Source organism: Streptomyces sp. NBC_01478 (assembly GCF_036227225.1).
Lineage (GTDB): Bacteria > Actinomycetota > Actinomycetes > Streptomycetales > Streptomycetaceae > Streptomyces.
On the sequence record NZ_CP109444.1, the window covers coordinates 7,730,378 to 7,747,006 of the forward strand.

The 16,629-nt window shown below is 70.3% G+C and carries 12 protein-coding genes; 7 read left to right on the top strand and 5 right to left on the bottom strand.

Annotated elements, in window-relative coordinates:
- Window positions 1-73: 73 nt before the first annotated feature.
- Window positions 74-580: a protein-tyrosine phosphatase family protein gene (locus OG223_RS35185; protein ID WP_329257377.1), complete on the bottom strand. Its 507-nt coding sequence runs from the start codon at window positions 578-580 to the stop codon at window positions 74-76.
- A gap of 96 nt (window positions 581-676) precedes the next feature.
- On the opposite strand from OG223_RS35185, the gene OG223_RS35190 reads away from it, so the two are divergent.
- Window positions 677-1,480 carry a nuclease-related domain-containing protein gene (locus tag OG223_RS35190; RefSeq protein WP_329257381.1) on the top strand — a complete coding sequence of 268 codons (804 nt, stop codon included), beginning with the start codon at window positions 677-679 and terminating at the stop codon, window positions 1,478-1,480.
- A gap of 1 nt (window position 1,481) precedes the next feature.
- On the opposite strand, the gene OG223_RS35195 is transcribed toward OG223_RS35190, so the two are convergent.
- Entirely contained in the window at window positions 1,482-2,765 is a 1,284-nt protein-coding gene (locus OG223_RS35195) for a vanadium-dependent haloperoxidase (RefSeq protein ID WP_329257383.1), read from the bottom strand.
- A 112-nt stretch (window positions 2,766-2,877) separates the two neighbouring features.
- Window positions 2,878-3,759, bottom strand: a complete 882-nt coding sequence (ligD, locus tag OG223_RS35200) for a non-homologous end-joining DNA ligase (RefSeq protein ID WP_329257386.1) — start codon at window positions 3,757-3,759, stop codon at window positions 2,878-2,880.
- 67 nt (window positions 3,760-3,826) lie between these two features.
- Between ligD and ku the strand changes: the two genes are divergently transcribed.
- Window positions 3,827-4,858 (top strand): non-homologous end joining protein Ku, encoded by a 1,032-nt coding sequence (ku, locus tag OG223_RS35205; protein ID WP_443073774.1) that lies wholly within the window; start codon window positions 3,827-3,829, stop codon window positions 4,856-4,858.
- A 1,136-nt stretch (window positions 4,859-5,994) separates the two neighbouring features.
- Here the strand turns inward: ku and OG223_RS35210 are convergent.
- Complete coding sequence (locus OG223_RS35210; protein ID WP_329257391.1) at window positions 5,995-7,776, bottom strand: beta-ketoacyl-[acyl-carrier-protein] synthase family protein; 1,782 nt, start codon at window positions 7,774-7,776, stop codon at window positions 5,995-5,997.
- Window positions 7,777-8,177: 401 nt separating this feature from the next.
- Between OG223_RS35210 and OG223_RS35215 the strand changes: the two genes are divergently transcribed.
- Both OG223_RS35215 and OG223_RS35220 read left to right on the top strand, forming a co-directional pair.
- Window positions 8,178-10,559 carry an endonuclease/exonuclease/phosphatase family protein gene (locus OG223_RS35215; protein ID WP_329265639.1) on the top strand — a complete coding sequence of 794 codons (2,382 nt, stop codon included), beginning with the start codon at window positions 8,178-8,180 and terminating at the stop codon, window positions 10,557-10,559.
- A 53-nt stretch (window positions 10,560-10,612) separates the two neighbouring features.
- Window positions 10,613-10,768: a hypothetical protein gene (locus tag OG223_RS35220; protein ID WP_329257394.1), complete on the top strand. Its 156-nt coding sequence runs from the start codon at window positions 10,613-10,615 to the stop codon at window positions 10,766-10,768.
- A gap of 70 nt (window positions 10,769-10,838) precedes the next feature.
- On the opposite strand, the gene OG223_RS35225 is transcribed toward OG223_RS35220, so the two are convergent.
- Window positions 10,839-12,164, bottom strand: coding sequence for an acyltransferase family protein (locus OG223_RS35225; protein ID WP_329257396.1), 1,326 nt, complete (start codon window positions 12,162-12,164; stop codon window positions 10,839-10,841).
- 225 nt (window positions 12,165-12,389) lie between these two features.
- Between OG223_RS35225 and OG223_RS35230 the strand changes: the two genes are divergently transcribed.
- The 3 genes from OG223_RS35230 (at window position 12,390) to OG223_RS35240 (ending at window position 16,465) form a co-directional block, all read left to right on the top strand.
- The gene (locus OG223_RS35230; protein ID WP_329257399.1) at window positions 12,390-14,051 is read left to right on the top strand and encodes a chitinase; all 1,662 of its coding nucleotides are present in this window, start codon (window positions 12,390-12,392) and stop codon (window positions 14,049-14,051) included.
- Window positions 14,052-14,170: 119 nt separating this feature from the next.
- Entirely contained in the window at window positions 14,171-14,854 is a 684-nt protein-coding gene (locus OG223_RS35235) for a hypothetical protein (protein ID WP_329257402.1), read from the top strand.
- 135 nt (window positions 14,855-14,989) lie between these two features.
- Window positions 14,990-16,465: a glycoside hydrolase family 16 protein gene (locus OG223_RS35240; protein WP_329257405.1), complete on the top strand. Its 1,476-nt coding sequence runs from the start codon at window positions 14,990-14,992 to the stop codon at window positions 16,463-16,465.
- Window positions 16,466-16,629 lie beyond the last annotated feature (164 nt).

A 16,629-nucleotide genomic window follows, 5' to 3' on the forward strand; every position in this document is an offset into this window, starting at 1 on the left:
TCGTACGGAAGTCCTTTTTGTTCACACGTGGGGCCGGGCGGGGGAAACGATTACTCGGCCACTGGCTTGTCGCCTACTCGGCCAGTTCCTCCAGCAGCCGGGCCGTGGACAGTCCCGCCCGCAGGTACTCCACGAACAGTTCGTTGTGGAGCGCCCACGGGGACCGGCGCGAGCGGATCAGCCGTATCGCCTCGTCGGTGGAGTACCCGCGGCGGACCAGCGCGTGGGCGACGACCAGGCCCGACCTGTTGTAGCCGTGATAGCAGCGGACGAGGACCTTCCGCCCCGAGTCCAGCGCGTCGCACGCGGCGACGGCCAGCCGCATCACGCCCGTGAGCTGCGTCCCGTCCAGCGGCCCGTCCGGAATCGGCCACACATGGTGCTCGACACCGGGGTCCGGCCCGTGTCCCGGCAGCCGCAGCAGTGTCTGTACGAGATCGAACTCGTCCCGCACCACCGCGAACTCCAGTTGCCCCGAGCGCCCCCTGAACTCGTGCCCGCCCATCCACAGACCGGGCGTGATCTCGCTCCACGGACTGTCCGGAGCGGGTACGTCGGGTTGCTTCCTGCGCGTCCGCAACGGCGCCTCCCCAAGGCCCAGCGACTGACCCAAAGGTAACCGGCTTCTTGCCCCTTGAGCACCCCGCCTGTTCCCATGGACGAGGGGTGATGACGCATGAGTGGACTACGCGTCGTACCGACCTGGCGCCATGGTCAGGAACGGCTGTACGTCTGTCACACGGACGGAAGGAACGTCGCCTGGTACGACAGGGAGGCGGCCCGGATCAACCTGCTGAGCGAGGACCGCAGAGAGGACGTGCTGCACGCCCTCGGTCCCTTCCTCACCGGACCGGTCACGGTGGGCCCGCCACCGGTGCCGACCCCCGCGGAACTCGCGCGGCTCACCCTCCACCCGGACGACGACCTCGCCCCCAACCGCCCCGGCGAGGCCCTCCACATGGCCCTCGACCGCGACCCGGGCCCACAGCACCGGCTCCGCCCCGACCAGCGCCGCCGCGCCCTGACCGCCGAACAGGCGGTGGGCGAGGCCCTGGACGATCTCGACGGCGCGGGCTGGCACGCCCTCCACTCGATCCCGCTCCCCGGCGGCGACCGCCTCCACCACCTGGTGATCGGCCCCGGCGGCCTCTTCGCCCTGCACACGCTGTACGCCCGCAAACAACGCGTCCAGATCGCCGACCCCATGGTCACCCTGGGCCGCCGCGACCCCCTCCCACTGCTCCGCCGAGTCCGCTCCGACGCGGCCCGCGCCTCCTACGCCCTCACCGCCGAGGTCCACCCGGTCCTCGCCCTGTCCGGCCCTACGACCGTCACGGTCACCACTCCGCTCCGCGAGGTCCGCGTACTCCAGGACACGGAACTGTCCGGACTGGCAAGGGAGGGCGGGGTGTTGAAGCCGGCGGATGTCGAGGCGTTGCACGCGATGGCGAGGGACCGGCATACCTGGGGGAGGGTGTGAGCTACTTCAGCGGCCTGAAGTAGTGGGCGAGCGCGAGATCACCGATACGCGTGCCGATCCGGTTGGCGACGATGTCGCTCGTGCGGAAGTGGATCCCGCCCCAGACCCGGGCGTTGATCACGTCCTGGTCGTAGGCGGCCGCGGTCGTGTATGTACGGGTGGTGCCCGTCACGGCGGACGAGATACGGAAGTCGATGTCACCGCCGGTCAGGCGGGACAGGACGCGCATCGCCGCGCCGTCGTTGGTGCAGTGACCGCTCATGTAGTCCGGGTAGGGCGGCGTGTCGAGCAGCGGTACCCAGGACGGGTCCGGTGCGGTGGCCGGGTTGCCGTCGGTGTCGGCCAGCTGGATCGCGGTGATGGGGCGCCACTGGCCGTAGGTCAGTTTGGTGTTCCACGCGGTGATCGAGGCGTCCGCCGTTGCCGTGCCCACGGCCGCGAACAGGCGGGCCGCGTCCACGAGGCCCAGCCCGTGGCGGGTGGTGTAGCCACGGAGGGAGGCCTGGAACTGCACAGGCAGCACGTCACCGAAGAACAGCCCGGTCTCGGTCTGCGCGGCGGTCCGCGCCGAGCCGGTCTTCGCTCCCATGGCCTTCACCTCGGCGAAGTCCCTGGCGTACCGCTTCGAAGTGAGCTTGGGCGGTGGTCCCGGCCGTAGCTGATCCGGCGAGTCGAGCAGCATCGGCCGGACCTTCGCGAGCCACGGCACGGCCATCGGGGCGTTGGCGGGCGGGGTGGGCCGCCAGACGCCGGGCGCGGGCGGCTTGTCGAACGCGACCGGGGCACCGCGCCCGTCGTTCTCGCGCAGCTGCACGATCCTCGCGGCGGCCCGCTCGCCGAAGGCGACGCCCTGGTTCTCGGCCGTCCCGTCGGGGATCTTGGCGAGGGAGGCGGTGTAGGCGGCGTCGAGCCGGGCCTGTGAGGCCGGGAAGTAGGTGAGCAGGATGCGGTGGGCGGCGGCCGCGGCGGCGGCCTCCGGGGAGGCGGAACGGGGCCCGCGCTCGTGCCACTTGTACTCGGTGTAGCGGCCTTCGATGCCGACGACCGCGTTGTAGACGGCGGCCGAGACGAAGCCGTACCAGAGGGACTGCTCGGCTCCGGGACGCTTGGCGTCGCCGTTGACCGTGGCTACGGCGGTCTCGCTCCAGTCGGTGATCACCTCGGCGTTCGCGGCGGGTGCGGAAGCCGCGGCGGCGGTCGGGGCCCAGGGCACGGCGCCCAGGGTCAGGACCGTCAGGCCGACGAGGAGGCTGCGGCGGACGGTGCGGGAACGTGGTGCTGTCAATCCATGCTGGTCCTTACTCATGGGTAACCCCCTTGGGTTTCTTGGTTGGGCCAAGAGTGGACCTGCCGCCGGACGGACCGGGGAATTCCGCGATTTGGTCAGCCCGCTGAACTCAGGGCAGTGGAGCGGCGCGCTCCGGGCCGAGGAGCGGGGCGAGCAGATCACCGTGATCCCGCAGGCGGGGGCCCATGTCCGGGGCTAGGAGGGCGAGTTGGCGAGGGGAACGGCACGCCTCGATCTCTTCCCAGGTCACAGGTGCGGAGACGGTCGGCTCGGACCGCGCCCGCAACGTGTACGGCGTAGCCGTCGTCTTCCGCGCAGCGTTCTGGCTCCAGTCGACGAACACCTTCCCCGGCCGCAGACTCCGCGTCATCCGATGCACGACGAGCCGCGGCATGACCTTCTCGGCCTCGACGGCCAGCTCCTTCGCGTACTCGACCGCCCGCTCCGAAGACACCGGCTCCACCCCCGCCAACAGATGCAACCCCTTGGCCCCGGACGTCTTGACGTACGCCTCGATCCCGTCGGCGGCGAGCCGCTCCCGCAGCCACACCGCGACCTCACAGCACTCCACGACGGTCGCAGGCGCCCCCGGATCGAGGTCGAAGACCAGCCGGTCGGCGAGGCCGGGCGCCCCGATCACCCACTGCGGCGTATGGAACTCGGTGACGAGGTTCGCCGCCCACATGAGCGACGCCAGATCCTGCACCAGCACCATCCGGGCCGGCCCCTCCGACCGGGGCACTTCCGCGGTGGTGACCCAGTCGGGCGTACCCGGCGGCACGTTCTTGGTGAAGAAGAGCTGACCGTCGGGCCCGTCCGGGTACCGCAGGAAGGACACCGGCCGGTCGCGCAGATGGGGCAGCAGGACCGCAGCCGTGGTCGCGTAGTAGTGCAGGACCTCGCCCTTGGTGAAGCCGGTCGCCGGGTACAGCACCTTGTCGAGGTTGCTGAGCGCGACCCTTCGCCCCTCCACCTCCGTGATCGGCGTCATACGATGAGAATCCCACGAAAACGCGACAAGTCGGATGTGGGCCGGAATCGGAAGGCGGGTGCGACAGGTGCGATCCATATGGAACGGCGCCATCTCCTTCGGCCTGGTCAGCATCCCGATCAAGCTGGTGAACGCGACGGAGAGCCACTCGATCTCCTTCCGCCAGATCCACACCGAGGACGGTGGCCGCATCCGCTACCGCAAGGTCTGCGAACTGGAGGACCGCGAGGTCGCCCAGGCCGAGATCGGCAAGGCGTACGAGGACGCGGACGGCACGATGATCCCGATCACGGACGAGGACCTGGCGCAGTTGCCGATCCCGACCGCGAAGACGATCGAGATCGTGGCGTTCGTCCCGGCCGACCGGATCGACCCGCTCCAGATGGACGCGGCGTACTACCTCTCCGCGAACGGCGTCCCAGCGGCCAAGCCGTACACCCTGCTTCGCGAGGCGCTGAAGCGCAGCCAGAAGGTGGCCATCGCGAAGTACGCGCTGCGGGGCCGGGAACGCCTCGGCATGCTGCGCGTGGTCGACGACGTGATCGCCATGCACGGCCTGCTCTGGCCGGACGAGATCCGCGTCCCCGAGGGCGTCGCCCCCGACACGGGCGTCACCGTCCGCGACAAGGAACTCGACCTCGCGGACGCCCTGATGGACACGCTGGGCGAGGTCGACCTCGCCGACCTCCACGACGACTACCGCGAGGCGGTCGAGGAAATGATCACCGCGAAGGCCTCCGGCGAACAGCCCGCGACGTCCCCGTCCCCGGCCCCCGGCGCGAAGGTCCTCGACCTGATGGCGGCCCTGGAGAAAAGCGTCCGCGAGGCACAGCAGTCACGAGCCACGGATCCCGAAACGAAGGCCGAGGTCAGACCCCTCTCTCCCCGAGCGACCCCCAAACAGGCCACCGGCAAGAAGTCGACCTCCACAGCAACGAAGAAGGCGACGACACCGACGAAGAAGCCCCAGCCCCGGGCATCGACTTCGACATCGACATCAGCGAAGAAGACAACACAGGGCACGAAGAAAACCACCGCGAAGAAAACCCCGACAAAGACCCCGGCAAAGAAGCCAACTCCCCGCAAACGAACGGCTTGAGCCGCAGCCTCCTCGCGGTTCCCGCGCGGCGTTACCTCACCCGCACGCCCAAGCGCCCGGCGAAGACCCGGCAAGAGGGCGACTCCCCGCAGGTGAGCGGTTTGAGCCGCGGCCTCTTGCCGGTCCTGGCGTGGCGCTACTCGCCTACGCGTCCAAGTTCCTGGTGAAGACCCGGTAGAGAAGCCAACTCCCCGCAGGTGAACGGTTTGTGGCGCAGCCCCTTGCCGGTTCAGGCGCAGCGCCACCTCACCCCCTGCGACCGCGAGGAAGCCCGCCAAAGAGCCCGCCAAAGAGCCCGGCAAAGTGCCCGGCAAAGAAGCCAACTCCCCGCAAACGAACGGCTTGAGCCGCAGCCTCCTCGCGGGTTCCCGCGCGGCGTTACCTCACCCGCACGACCAAGCGCCCGGCGAAGACCCGGCAAGAGGGCGACTCCCCGCAGGTGAGTGGTTTGAGCCGCGGTCTCTTGCCGGTCCTGGCGTGGCGCTACTCGCCTACGCGTCCAAGTTCCTGGTGAAGACCCGGTAGAGAAGCCAACTCCCGGCAAGCGAGCGGCTTGAGCCGCGGTCTCCTCGTGGGTTCCCTCGCGGCGCTACGTCACCTACGCGTCCAAGTTCCTGGCGAAGACCCGGTAGAGAAGCCAACTCCCCGCACGTGAACGGGTTGTGGCACAGCCCCTTGCCGGTCCAGGCGCAGCGCCACCCCACCTACCGCGACGGCGACCAGACTCCCGGCGGCTACGAGGAAGCCTGCCGAAGCCCCTGGCGAAGGACGCCCTCGCGTGAGCGAACGGCTTGAGCCGCAGCCCCTCGCGGGCCCCGGCGCAGCGCCACCCACCCACCGTGACCGCGAGGAAGCCCGCCAAAGACCCCGGCGGACTACCCAACTCCCGCAAGCGAACCGCCTGAGCAGCAGCCCCTTATCGGCCCCCGCGCAGCGCCACCTCGCCCCACCTCCCGCGACCGCGATCAAGCTCCCCGCGACCGCGAAGAAGCCCCCGGCGAAGACCCGCCAAGGCTCTCCCTCGCCCCCCCCCGCAAACGAACAACACGAGCCACACCGCCCAGCCGCTTCCTCCCCCTCCCGCAAACGACCAGCCCGACCCGCACCCCCTCGCCGCCGCCCGCCCCCCGGCCGCGCTACCTCACCCGCCGCAACGCCAACACCGCGTTATGCCCCCCGAACCCGAACGAATTGCTCAACGCAAGATCCCCAACCCCAACCCCGCTCCCAGTCCCCGGCAACTCCCGCGCCACCCCCACCACCACATCAAGCCCAACCCCGTCATCAAGCCCCCCACCCCCGACAGTCGCCGGCACCACCCCGTGATGCAACGTCAGCACCGTAGCCACAGCCTCGACCCCACCCGCCGCCCCCTGCAGATGCCCGAGATTCCCCTTGAGCGCGGTCACCGGAACGTTTCTCCGGCCGAACACCGCCCGCAACGCCTCCGCTTCCGCCAGATCCCCCTCCACTGTCGCCGTCGCATGGGCGTTGACATGGACGACGTCCACGACATGCCCGCCCGCATCCCGCACCGCCCGCCGCACCGCGAGCGCGACCCCCGCCCCGGAGGGATCCGGCGCCGCCATGTGATGCGCGTCGGCGGACAGCCCCCACCCGGCCGCCTCGCAGTAGATCCGCGCTCCACGCGCGCGTGCGTGTTCCTCGGCCTCCAGGACGAGCACCCCGGCACCCTCCCCGTTCACGAACCCGTCCCGGTCCCTCCCGAACGGCCGTGAGGGAGACGTGCCGTCCGCCACCCCGTGCGTGGACAACGCCCGCATCGCCGCGAACGACGCCATGATCGCCGGCGTGACGACCGCCTCCGCCCCGCCCGCGAGGGCGACGTCGACCCGGCCGTACCGTATGCGGTCGATGGCCGCCCCGATCGCCTCGGTGCCGGAGGCGCACGCCGCGGTGACCGTGCGCGCCTCGCCGGTGATGTGCAGGTCGAGGGAGACCTGGGACGCGGCCTGCGAGGGCACGGTCATGGGGGTGGTGAGCGGCGAGACCGCGCGCGGCCCCTTGTCGCGGAGCTTGCGGTCGCCGCCGACGAGGACGGACGCGTCCCCGAGGATCGCCCCGAGGCTGACCCCGACCCGCTCCGGATCGAGCCCGCTCTCCCGCGTGCCGCCCGCCACGAACCCGGCGTCACCCCACGCCTCCCGCGCCGCGAGCACCGCGAACTGCGCGGCCCGGTTCATCCGCCGCGCCGCCGCCCGCGGCAGCAGCTCCGCCGGATCGACGGGCACGGTCCCGGCCACCCGCACGGGCAGCTCCGAGAACTCCTCGCCGTCCAGTTCCCGTATCCCGTGCCGCCCGTCGAGCAGCCCCCGCCACAACTCGCCGACCCCGACCCCGAGCGGCGTGATCGCCCCCAGCCCGGTGACCACCACCCGCCGCGGCCCACCCACCACCGACACCCGCTCCGGCCGCGGACGATGCCGTACGACGGACTCCGCGTCCGCCCATCCCCGCACCTCGGCGTCGGTGGCGACGTCCTCCGTCGCCCCGTCCAGGTCCCGGTGCCACACGCCCCAACGCCGTTCGTACGACACCTCGGCCGCCCCCGGATCGACCACCCGCAGCGAGGTCACCCGGTCGCCCTCCCGGAACTCGACGCCGGCGAGGTCGTCGGAGACGAGCCGCGGCACCGCCCCGACGTCCAGCCGCCGGCCCCCGCTGGTGACCCGGCGGTCGCGGCCGAGCACCTCGTCGTGGTCGGTCCCGCCGAGCGGTGGCCGCAGCGTGACCCGGATCGTCTCGGGGGTCTCGGGGAGGGTGTGGGTGACGACGTACCAGCAGGCGCGTTCGGCGTCGTCGGGGGTCAGGGCGATCAGATCGCCCGGGATGACCTCGGCCGCGCTCACCGGGTGCGGAGCGAAGGGAACTTGCGATGAATCAGACGAATTGGACATATCTCTACGCACTTCCTGGGGACGAAACGGGCTTATGCCCTACGGCAAACCATCCCGAAGTGAACTGGATCAAATCGGAAAAAGCTACGGTTGAAGAATGAACCTGTTGTGCCCGTGGGGCTATCAAGGCCCGCCCCGATAAGGCGAGTTACCCGGATTGATCACCGTGCTTATGTGTGGAACGTCACTTTCGCTGCCCCGATCGTCACCCCCGCACTCACTTGTTCCCTGGATTTAACGCGAGGCCCTCTGGCAACTCCCTTTCTACGCGCGTAACTTGAGCCGACTCCCCACAGGCACCCGGTATCGGCAGCTACACGAAGTACGAGGAGACCGCCAGCGTGTCCAGACCTGAAGGGCGCAGATCCCGCGCCCGCCGCACCGCCTACTCGCTCGTCTCGGTGGGTGCGGCGGGAGCGTTCGCCTTCACCTCCCTGCCCACCGCGTCCGCGACTCCGTCGGCCTCGGCGGTGATCGCCGAGGTGTACGGCGGCGGGGGCAACTCGGGGGCCACCCTGACCCGGGACTTCGTGGAACTCGGCAACGCCGGTTCCGCGGCCTACGACCTGTCGGGCTACAGCGTGCAGTACCTGCCCGGTACGCCTTCCTCCGGCTCCACTTGGCAGGTCACCGCCCTCACCGGCGCGATCGCCCCCGGCGCCCGCTACCTGGTCGGCGAGGGCACCGGCAGCGGCGGCACGACCGCGCTGCCGACCACCGACGCCACCGGTTCGATCGCCATGAGCGCCACCTCCGGCACGATCGCCCTGGTCTCCGGCACCACCGCGCTCACCTGCAAGACCGCCGCCGACTGCGCGGCCGACCCGAGCATCGTCGACCTCACGGGCTACGGCACCGCGGTCGTCCGCGAGGGCAGCGGCCCGGCCACCGGCGCCTCCAACACGGCCGCGGTCGCCCGCGCCGACTCGCTCGCCGACACCGACGACAACGCGGCGGACTTCACCGCCGCCACACCGTCGCCGGTCAACTCGGCCGGACAGACGCCCGGTTCGGGCGACGGCGGCGGTGGCGACGGCGGCTCGCCGACCGACCCCGGCACCGTCCGCGTCCACGACATCCAGGGCACGACCCGCCTCTCGCCGTACGCCGGCCAGACGGTCACCCGCGTCCCGGGCATCGTCACCGGCGTCCGCTCCAGCGGCTCGCTCGGCTACTGGATCCAGGACCCGACGCCCGACACCGACCCGCGCACCAGCGAGGCCGTCTTCGTCTACACCGGCTCCACCAAGCCCACGGTGACGGCCGGCGACTCGGTCCTGGTCACCGGCAAGGTCAGCGAGTACTACCCGAGCAGCACCAGCCAGTCGAACACCGAGATCACCGGCCCGACCACCACGGTCCTCGCCGGCGGCAACGCCCTCCCGGACGCCGTGACCCTCGACGCCACCTCGGTCCCCGACGCCTACATCCCGACCGCGTCCGGCGGCAGCATCGAGTCCCTCCCGCTCCAACCCACCGTCTACGCCCAGGACTTCTTCGAGTCCCTGGAGGGCATGCGGGTCACGTTCGCGGACGCGCGCGTGGTCGGCGCCTCGGATGCCTACGGCGAGCTGTGGGTCACGGTCAAGCCGGACGAGAACGCCACCGCCCGCGGCGGCACCCTGTACTCCTCCTACGACCAGCCCAACACCGGCCGTATCGAGGTGATGTCGCTCGACACGACCTCAACCTTCCCCGCGGCCAACGTCAGTGACGAACTGTCAGGTGTCACGACCGGCCCCCTCGACTACTCCACCTACGGCGGCTACAACGTCCAGGCCACCCAGCTCGGCACCCTCGTCGACAACGGCCTGAAGCAGGAAGTGACCCGCCGTCAGAAGAAGGACGAGCTCGCGGTCGCCACGTACAACGTGGAGAACCTGGACGCGCTCGACACCCAGGAGAAGTTCGACCGGCTCGCCGAGGGCGTCGCGGTCAACCTCAACTCGCCCGACATCGTGGCCCTGGAGGAGATCCAGGACGACAACGGCGCGACGAACGACGGCACGGTGACGGCCGAGGGCACCCTGAAGCGCTTCACCGACGCGGTCCGCGCGGCCGGCGGCCCGGTCTACAAGTGGCGTTACATCTCCCCGACCAACGACGAGGACGGCGGCGAGCCCGGCGGCAACATCCGCCAGGTCTTCCTCTTCAACCCCAAGCGGGTCTCCTTCACCGACCACACGGGCGGCGACGCGACCACCGCCACGAGCGTGGTGAAGACCCGCAAGGGCGTCGAACTCACCTATTCCCCGGGCCGTATCGACCCGACCAACGCGGCCTGGGAAGACAGCCGCAAGCCGCTGGTCGGCGAGTTCACCTTCCAGGGCGAGCAGGTCTTCGTCGTCGCCAACCACTTCATCTCCAAGGGCGGCGACCAGCCGATCCACGGCCGCTACCAGCCCCCGGCCCGCAGCTCGGAGACCCAGCGCGCGGCCCAGGCGGCGGAGGTCAACACCTTCGTCAAGTCCCTGCTGGCGGCGGACAAGAACGCCAAGGCGGTCGTCCTCGGCGACCTGAACGACTACGAGTTCTCCCAGACGGTGACCACGCTGACGGCCGACAAGGTCCTCAAGCCCCTGATCACCACCCTCCCCGCCGCCGAGCGCTACACCTACGTCTACGACGGCAACTCCCAGACCCTGGACCACATCCTGACCAGCCCCGCGGTGACGTCCTTCAACTACGACGTCGTGCACATCAACGCGGAGTTCGCGGACCAGGCGAGCGACCACGACCCGCAGATCGTGCGGATCGACGTGTCGAAGTGCGGTAGGCACTAACACTGTTGGAAGTCGATGGGGTGGAACGGCGTGAGCGGTTCCACCCCATCACCATGACCGGCACCGGCACCGGCACCGGCACCGGCACCGGCACCGGCACCGGCGAGGAGGCCAAGGGCAAGCCCCCAGCCCGGCGGGCTGTAGGAGAAAGACACACGCCGCCTCCCGGTCCCGGGCAGGGCAACCCCCCAAGGGGCGCGGGGCTGTGACATGTGCGGCTCCGCCGCGCGGGCGCGACCAGCCACAGCAGACCCGCACTCGCAAGACGACACAAGCCACTCAGACGCCAAGGCGCACGCCCCGGTCCGCCGCACTCCGCCCCGTCCCCATGACCAGCCCGACCCCCACGGCCAGCCCCAACGCGGGCAGCACGGGGAACCGCCCGCCATAGGCGAACCCATGCCCGGCGAACCAGATCAGCGCACTCACACTCGCCGCCGTCCCGCCCCACAACGCCCAAGGCCGACGCGGGAGTTCAAGCGGCAGATCACCCGGCCGCGTCCGCTCGTAGACCACCGCGAGCCCCCGCTCCAACGGCCCCAGCGCCGCTACGACCCCCACCAGCACCACCCCGAGCACGACCAGCCAGGGCACCCGCAACGCCCACCAACTCCCCGACCCGTAGGCCGGTTCGGGAGCGAGCCCGGTGAGATAGAAGGCCGCGGCGACGATCAGCACCGGCAGCATGTGCCAGAGGTAGAGCGTCATGCTGGCGCCGCCCAACGGCCGTACCAGTCCCCAGAGTTGCTCGCGTTCCAACAGCCGTCGCAGCGCGGGCGCGAGCAGCAGCGCCAGCCCGACCTGACCAACTGCCCAGGCCAGCATGGCGGCGGACGGGGGATTGGTGTTGCTGGGACTCTGCCCGGTGACGAGGATCAGACTCACCGGGAAGGGGCCGAACCAGACCAGCGCGGCGAAGGCGACCGCACCGCCCGCGGCCATGAACGCGGGGAGGGCGGACCGTTCGGTGAGCAGCATGTCCCGCCAGCAGAAGCCCAGTTGATAGGCGACGCCCCACACGAGCACGTAGTTCAGCAGTCCTACGACGGGCGCGTGCACGGTGACCACCAGCAGGTCGGCGACGACCGCGACCGCGCCCATCACCACCGGCACGCGCAGCCCCCACCGCCGATGTGCCGTGTGCAGAACCGGAGTTGCCGCGCTGAGCAGCAGATACACCGGCAGGAACCAGAACTGCATGGCCATGGCCCACCCGACGAGCGCGAGGATGCCGGGGTCCACCCCGACCGCCGAGCAGATCGCCACGGCGACCAGCACCAGCCCGCTGTACACCCCGGCGGGCAGCAGCAGCCGTAGCGCACGCTGTCCCACCCAGCCGGTCGCGGTACGGCCTTCAGCCCGGGCCCGCGCCCAGGAGCCGCCCGCCGCGTGTCCGCCGGCCAGGAAGAACAGCGGCATGATCTGGAAACCCAGGGTGAGCCACTGGGTCCAGGGCACGGTCGCGAGCAACTCCGGTGCGCTGAGCGTCCCGTCGGGCTCGCGCACCAGCCCGGTGATCAGCCAGTGCCCGAACACCACGAGCACGATCGCCCATGCCCGCAGAAAGTCGACGTAGCGATCCCGGCCCCCGCTCAAGGTCCCCATGGGACGCCATGGTGCCGTGCGCACACGGCAGTTGGGGCGGATGTGCGCTCTCCCGCAACCAATCCGTGCCCGTCACGACACCCGCGCGCGGCCCCCGTTTCTCTTGACCCACCCTTGCCTTGACTCGCCCCTGTCAACGCTGCTTCCCTGGGCCCACACATCGAATTGGTCTGCACCAATATCGATCAGGGATTGAATCGATTCACCCCCCTTGGAGGACGCCTCATGCGTGCCCGATCGAGATCCCGTTTCCGCTCCCTGCCCCGCTCGCTGTCCCGATCCCTTCTCTCCGCCGCCCTGTTGACCGGTGCCCTCGCGGCCGCCGGGCTCACCTCGGCGGCACCCGCGTCGGCGGCCTCCGCCCCGAACGCCTGGCCCGCCCATGTCTTCGCGCCGTACTTCGACGCGGGCTCGGGAAACGTTTCCCTCACGGACGTGGCCAACAACTACGGCACCAAGTTCTTCACCGCCGCGTTCGTCGACGGCCCCGGCTGTCAGTGGCAGGTGCCGGGGCTGTCCGCCCTCCAGTCGCAGATCGACGGCATCCGCGGCCTCGGCGGCGACGTCTCCGTGTCCTTCGGCGGCTACACCTCCGACACCGCGCTCACCGAGATCGGCGACTCCTGTTCCAGCCCGGAGGCGGCGGCCGCACAGATCGAGGGCGTCATCACCACCTTCAACCTCTCGCACGTCGACTTCGACATCGAGTCGGCCTCCCTCACCAACTCCGCCGGCATCGACCGCCGCGACAAGGCCCTTGCGCAGGTGCGCACTTGGGCCGCGAACAACGGCCGCTCACTGTCGATCTCGCTCACCCTCCCCGCCCTCCCCAGCGGCCTGTCGGGCGACGGAGTGAGTGTGTTGAACAACGCCCGCTCCAACGGCTTCACCCCGGACGTCGTCAACCTGATGACCATGGACTACGGCTCCTCGGGCACCGACATGGGCAACGCGGCCAACACGGCCGTGGACGCGGCGGCGGGCCAGGTCGCGAGCGCGTTCGGCCTCTCCAGCAGCGCGGCCTACGCCAAGCTCGGCAACACCCCGATGATCGGCCAGAACGACAGCGCGGGGGAGATCTTCACCCTCGACAACGCCCGCAGCGTCGAGGCCTTCGACGCCTCGCGGGGGATCGCGCTCACGTCGTACTGGTCGCAGAACCGCGACAACGGCGGCTGCGCGGGCTCGACTTCGGCGCAGAGCACGTGCAGCGGGGTCAGCCAGAACTCCGGTGACTTCGCGCGCATTTTCCAGGCGTTCACCTCCGGCAGCAGCAGTGGCGGCGGCGGTACCGGCTCAACTGCGCAGGCGCTGCCCGGGACTTGGGCCCAGTGCGCGAGCGAGAACGGCACCTGCGCGGTCAGCGGGACGACGGCCGTCGCCTACGGCGCGAGCGGCAGGTTCAACTACGCGACGGAGACCGGCTCCACGCCCTGCACCAACGCGGTCTTCGGCGACCCGATCTCCGGCACGGCCAAGTCCTGCTACGGCCAGAGCGCCCCGCCCGCGACCAACGTCTGGACCTCCTGCGCGTCCGAGGGCGGAACCTGTGCCTTCTCCGGCGTGATGACGGTGGCGTACGGCGCCGGCAGTTCGTTCAACTACGCGACGCTGCCCGGCGGTACGGCGTGCTCCAACGCCGTGTTCGGTGACCCGGCCTCCGGCACGGCCAAGTCCTGCTACCTGATCGGCGCGCCGCCGTCCTTCGCCACCTGGACCAACTGCGCGGCGGAGAACGGGACTTGCACCTTCTCCGGCACCCACGAGGTGGCGTACGGCGCGGCCGGACGGTACGTGTACCGGTCCGTTTCCGGTTCGACCGGGTGCGGCAACGCGGTGTTCGGTGACCCGATCTCCGGTACCGCGAAGTCCTGCTACGTGCAGTAACTCGCCGGTCGCCTGGGCTTGTTGAGGTCGGCGGGTTGAACGTTTCAATCCGCCGGCCGCCGGGTGCCATCGGTTCCCGCCCTTCCAGCGCCGCCGCTAGAACGAGGAGGAGCCGCCTCATGAAACGCACGTTCCGCATCGCGCTCGTCGTCGCGCCGGGTCTGGCGTTCGGCGGCGCGGTATCGCTCGAATCCCCACCGACCGCTGTCGCGGCGCCGATTGAGTCCCCGCAGCCTGCCGCCGCAGCCGCCGCGACCCCTGGTGACGCGTACAACCTCTCCCCGACCTCGCGGACACTCGCCCCCACGGCCGTCCACGCCACGAGCGGTTCCGTCGGCAGTCCGACGAACGTGCTGTCCCACCAGGCAACTCGCCTGAACGGCAAGGGTTCCGCCGTCACCCTCGACTTCGGCAAGGAGGTCGGCGGGATCGTCACCCTGAACTTCTCCGGCGCGAGCGGCGCGGGGCAAAGCGTCGGTCTGGCGTTCAGCGAGTCCTCGCTCCACACCGGCACCGGCAGCGACAACTCGGCCGACGGCACCCCCTGCACCAACGCGGTGTTCGGCGACCCGATCCCAGGCACGGCAAAGTCCTGCCACCTGCTGGGAACACCCCCGACCACCACGACCTGGACCACCTGCGCCGCGGAGGCCGGCACCTGCGCCTTCACCGGCACCCACGAGGTCGCCTTCGGTGCCAACGGCCAGTACGTCTACGGCAGTTACTCGGGCGGCACCCCGTGCCCGAACACGGTCTCCGGAGACCCGATCTCCGGAGCGAGCGAGTCCTGTTACGTCCAATAGCGCTCTTGGCGCGAGTCGCACAAGTCTCACGAGGAAGGCCGGACGATGTTCAGAACCCGGACGACGTGCAGATCACGGACGATGTTCAGACCGAGGAAAACCGGCACGACCGGATGCCCGCCGCGCACGAGGCAAGTGATCTGGCTGGCGGCCCTGACCCCGATCGTGGCCCTGCTCTACGGCGTCACGACCACCCAGCCCGCGACAGCAGCGGCCCCCGGAGCCCCCGCCGGCTGGTCCACCGTCTTCACCGACGACTTCAACGGCTCGGCGGGATCGGCCCCTTCGTCGGCCAACTGGAAGTTCGACACCGGCCCGGGTTCGAGCTTCGGCACCGGTGAGATCGAGACGATGACCGACTCGACCGCCAACACGCACCTGGACGGCAACGGCAACCTGGACATCACGGCCCTGGGCTCCGGCAGTTCATGGACCTCGGGGCGGATCCAGACCCCGACCGCGAACGTCGGCGCACCGGCCGGCGGCAAGCTGGAGGTCGCCGCGTCCATCCAACAGCCCAGCCCCGCAAGCGGGTTGGGCTACTGGCCCGCGTTCTGGATGCTGGGCCCCGGCCAGTGGCCGGAGAACGGTGAGATCGACATCATGGAGGACGTCAACGCCCTCTCCGACGTGGCCGGCACGATCCACTGCGGCACCTCCCCGGGCGGCCCCTGCAACGAGGGCACGGGAATCAGCAGCGGCCTGCGCGCCTGCCCGGGCTGCCAGAGCGGCTTCCACACGTACTCGATGATCCTCGACCGCACCAACACCGCGGCGGAGACGATCACCTTCTACCTGGACGGCAGCGCCTACTACACGGTCACCGAGGCCCAGGTGGGCACCGCCACCTGGCAGGCGGCCTTCGACCACAACCAGTCGATCATCCTGGACCTGGCGATGGGCGGAGCGTTCCCCAACGCGGCCTGCGGCTGCACGACTCCCACGGCCGCGACGACATCGGGCGGCACGCTGAGCGTCGACTACGTGGCCGCGTACACCACGACGGGAGGCGCCACGGGCTCCACCACCCAAGCCCTGCCCGGGACTTGGGCCCAGTGCGCGGCCGAGAACGGAACCTGCGCACTCAACGGCACGTCGGCAGTGGCCTTCGGAGCGAACGGCCGCTTCAACTACACGACGGCAACCGGCTCGACTCCCTGCACCACGGGAGTCTTCGGCGACCCGTCCTCCGGGGTGGTGAAGTCCTGCTACGCGGAGACGGCACCCCCGGCGACGAACATCTGGTCGTCGTGCGCGTCCGAGAACGCCACCTGCTCCTTCTCCGGCGTGATGACGGTCGCGTACGGCGCGGCGGGTTCGTACCGCTACGCGACCGCGCCGGGCGGCACCCCCTGCACCAACGCGGTCTTCGGCGACCCGATCCCAGGCACGGCAAAGTCCTGCTACCTCGTCGGGCCACCCCCGTCCTTCACGACCTGGACGACCTGCGCGGCGGAGAACGGCACCTGCTCCTTCTCCGGCACCCACGAGGTGGCGTACGGGGCGAACGGTCAGTACGTCTACGGCTCCTTCAGCGGCGGCACTCCTTGCACGAACGGGGTGTTCGGTGACCCGGCAACAGGAACCCCGAAGTACTGTTACTACCAGTAACAATGTGCAGGTCGGAGGCCCGCCGTTACCCACTTTCGGGTGACGCCTCCGACGGGCCTGGGGTGGCGCACCCTGGCGATCGCGAAGCTCGGTCCAGTGCCCGCAAGGGCCGCCCTCTCCCCAGGGCGTCAACCTGGTGCATCACGCACATAAATGGACGGTAC

Bases quoted from the DNA above. Each gene is read 5' to 3' on its own strand.
- OG223_RS35190 (WP_329257381.1), top strand. From the start codon at position 677: ATGAGTGGACTACGCGTCGTACCGACCTGGCGCCATGGTCAGGAACGG.
- ligD (WP_329257386.1), bottom strand. From the start codon at position 3,759: ATGACGCCGATCACGGAGGTGGAGGGGCGAAGGGTCGCGCTCAGCAAC.
- OG223_RS35210 (WP_329257391.1), bottom strand. From the start codon at position 7,776: ATGTCCAATTCGTCTGATTCATCGCAAGTTCCCTTCGCTCCGCACCCG.
- OG223_RS35220 (WP_329257394.1), top strand. From the start codon at position 10,613: ATGACCGGCACCGGCACCGGCACCGGCACCGGCACCGGCACCGGCACC.
- OG223_RS35225 (WP_329257396.1), bottom strand. From the start codon at position 12,164: ATGGGGACCTTGAGCGGGGGCCGGGATCGCTACGTCGACTTTCTGCGG.
- OG223_RS35230 (WP_329257399.1), top strand. From the start codon at position 12,390: ATGCGTGCCCGATCGAGATCCCGTTTCCGCTCCCTGCCCCGCTCGCTG.
- OG223_RS35235 (WP_329257402.1), top strand. From the start codon at position 14,171: ATGAAACGCACGTTCCGCATCGCGCTCGTCGTCGCGCCGGGTCTGGCG.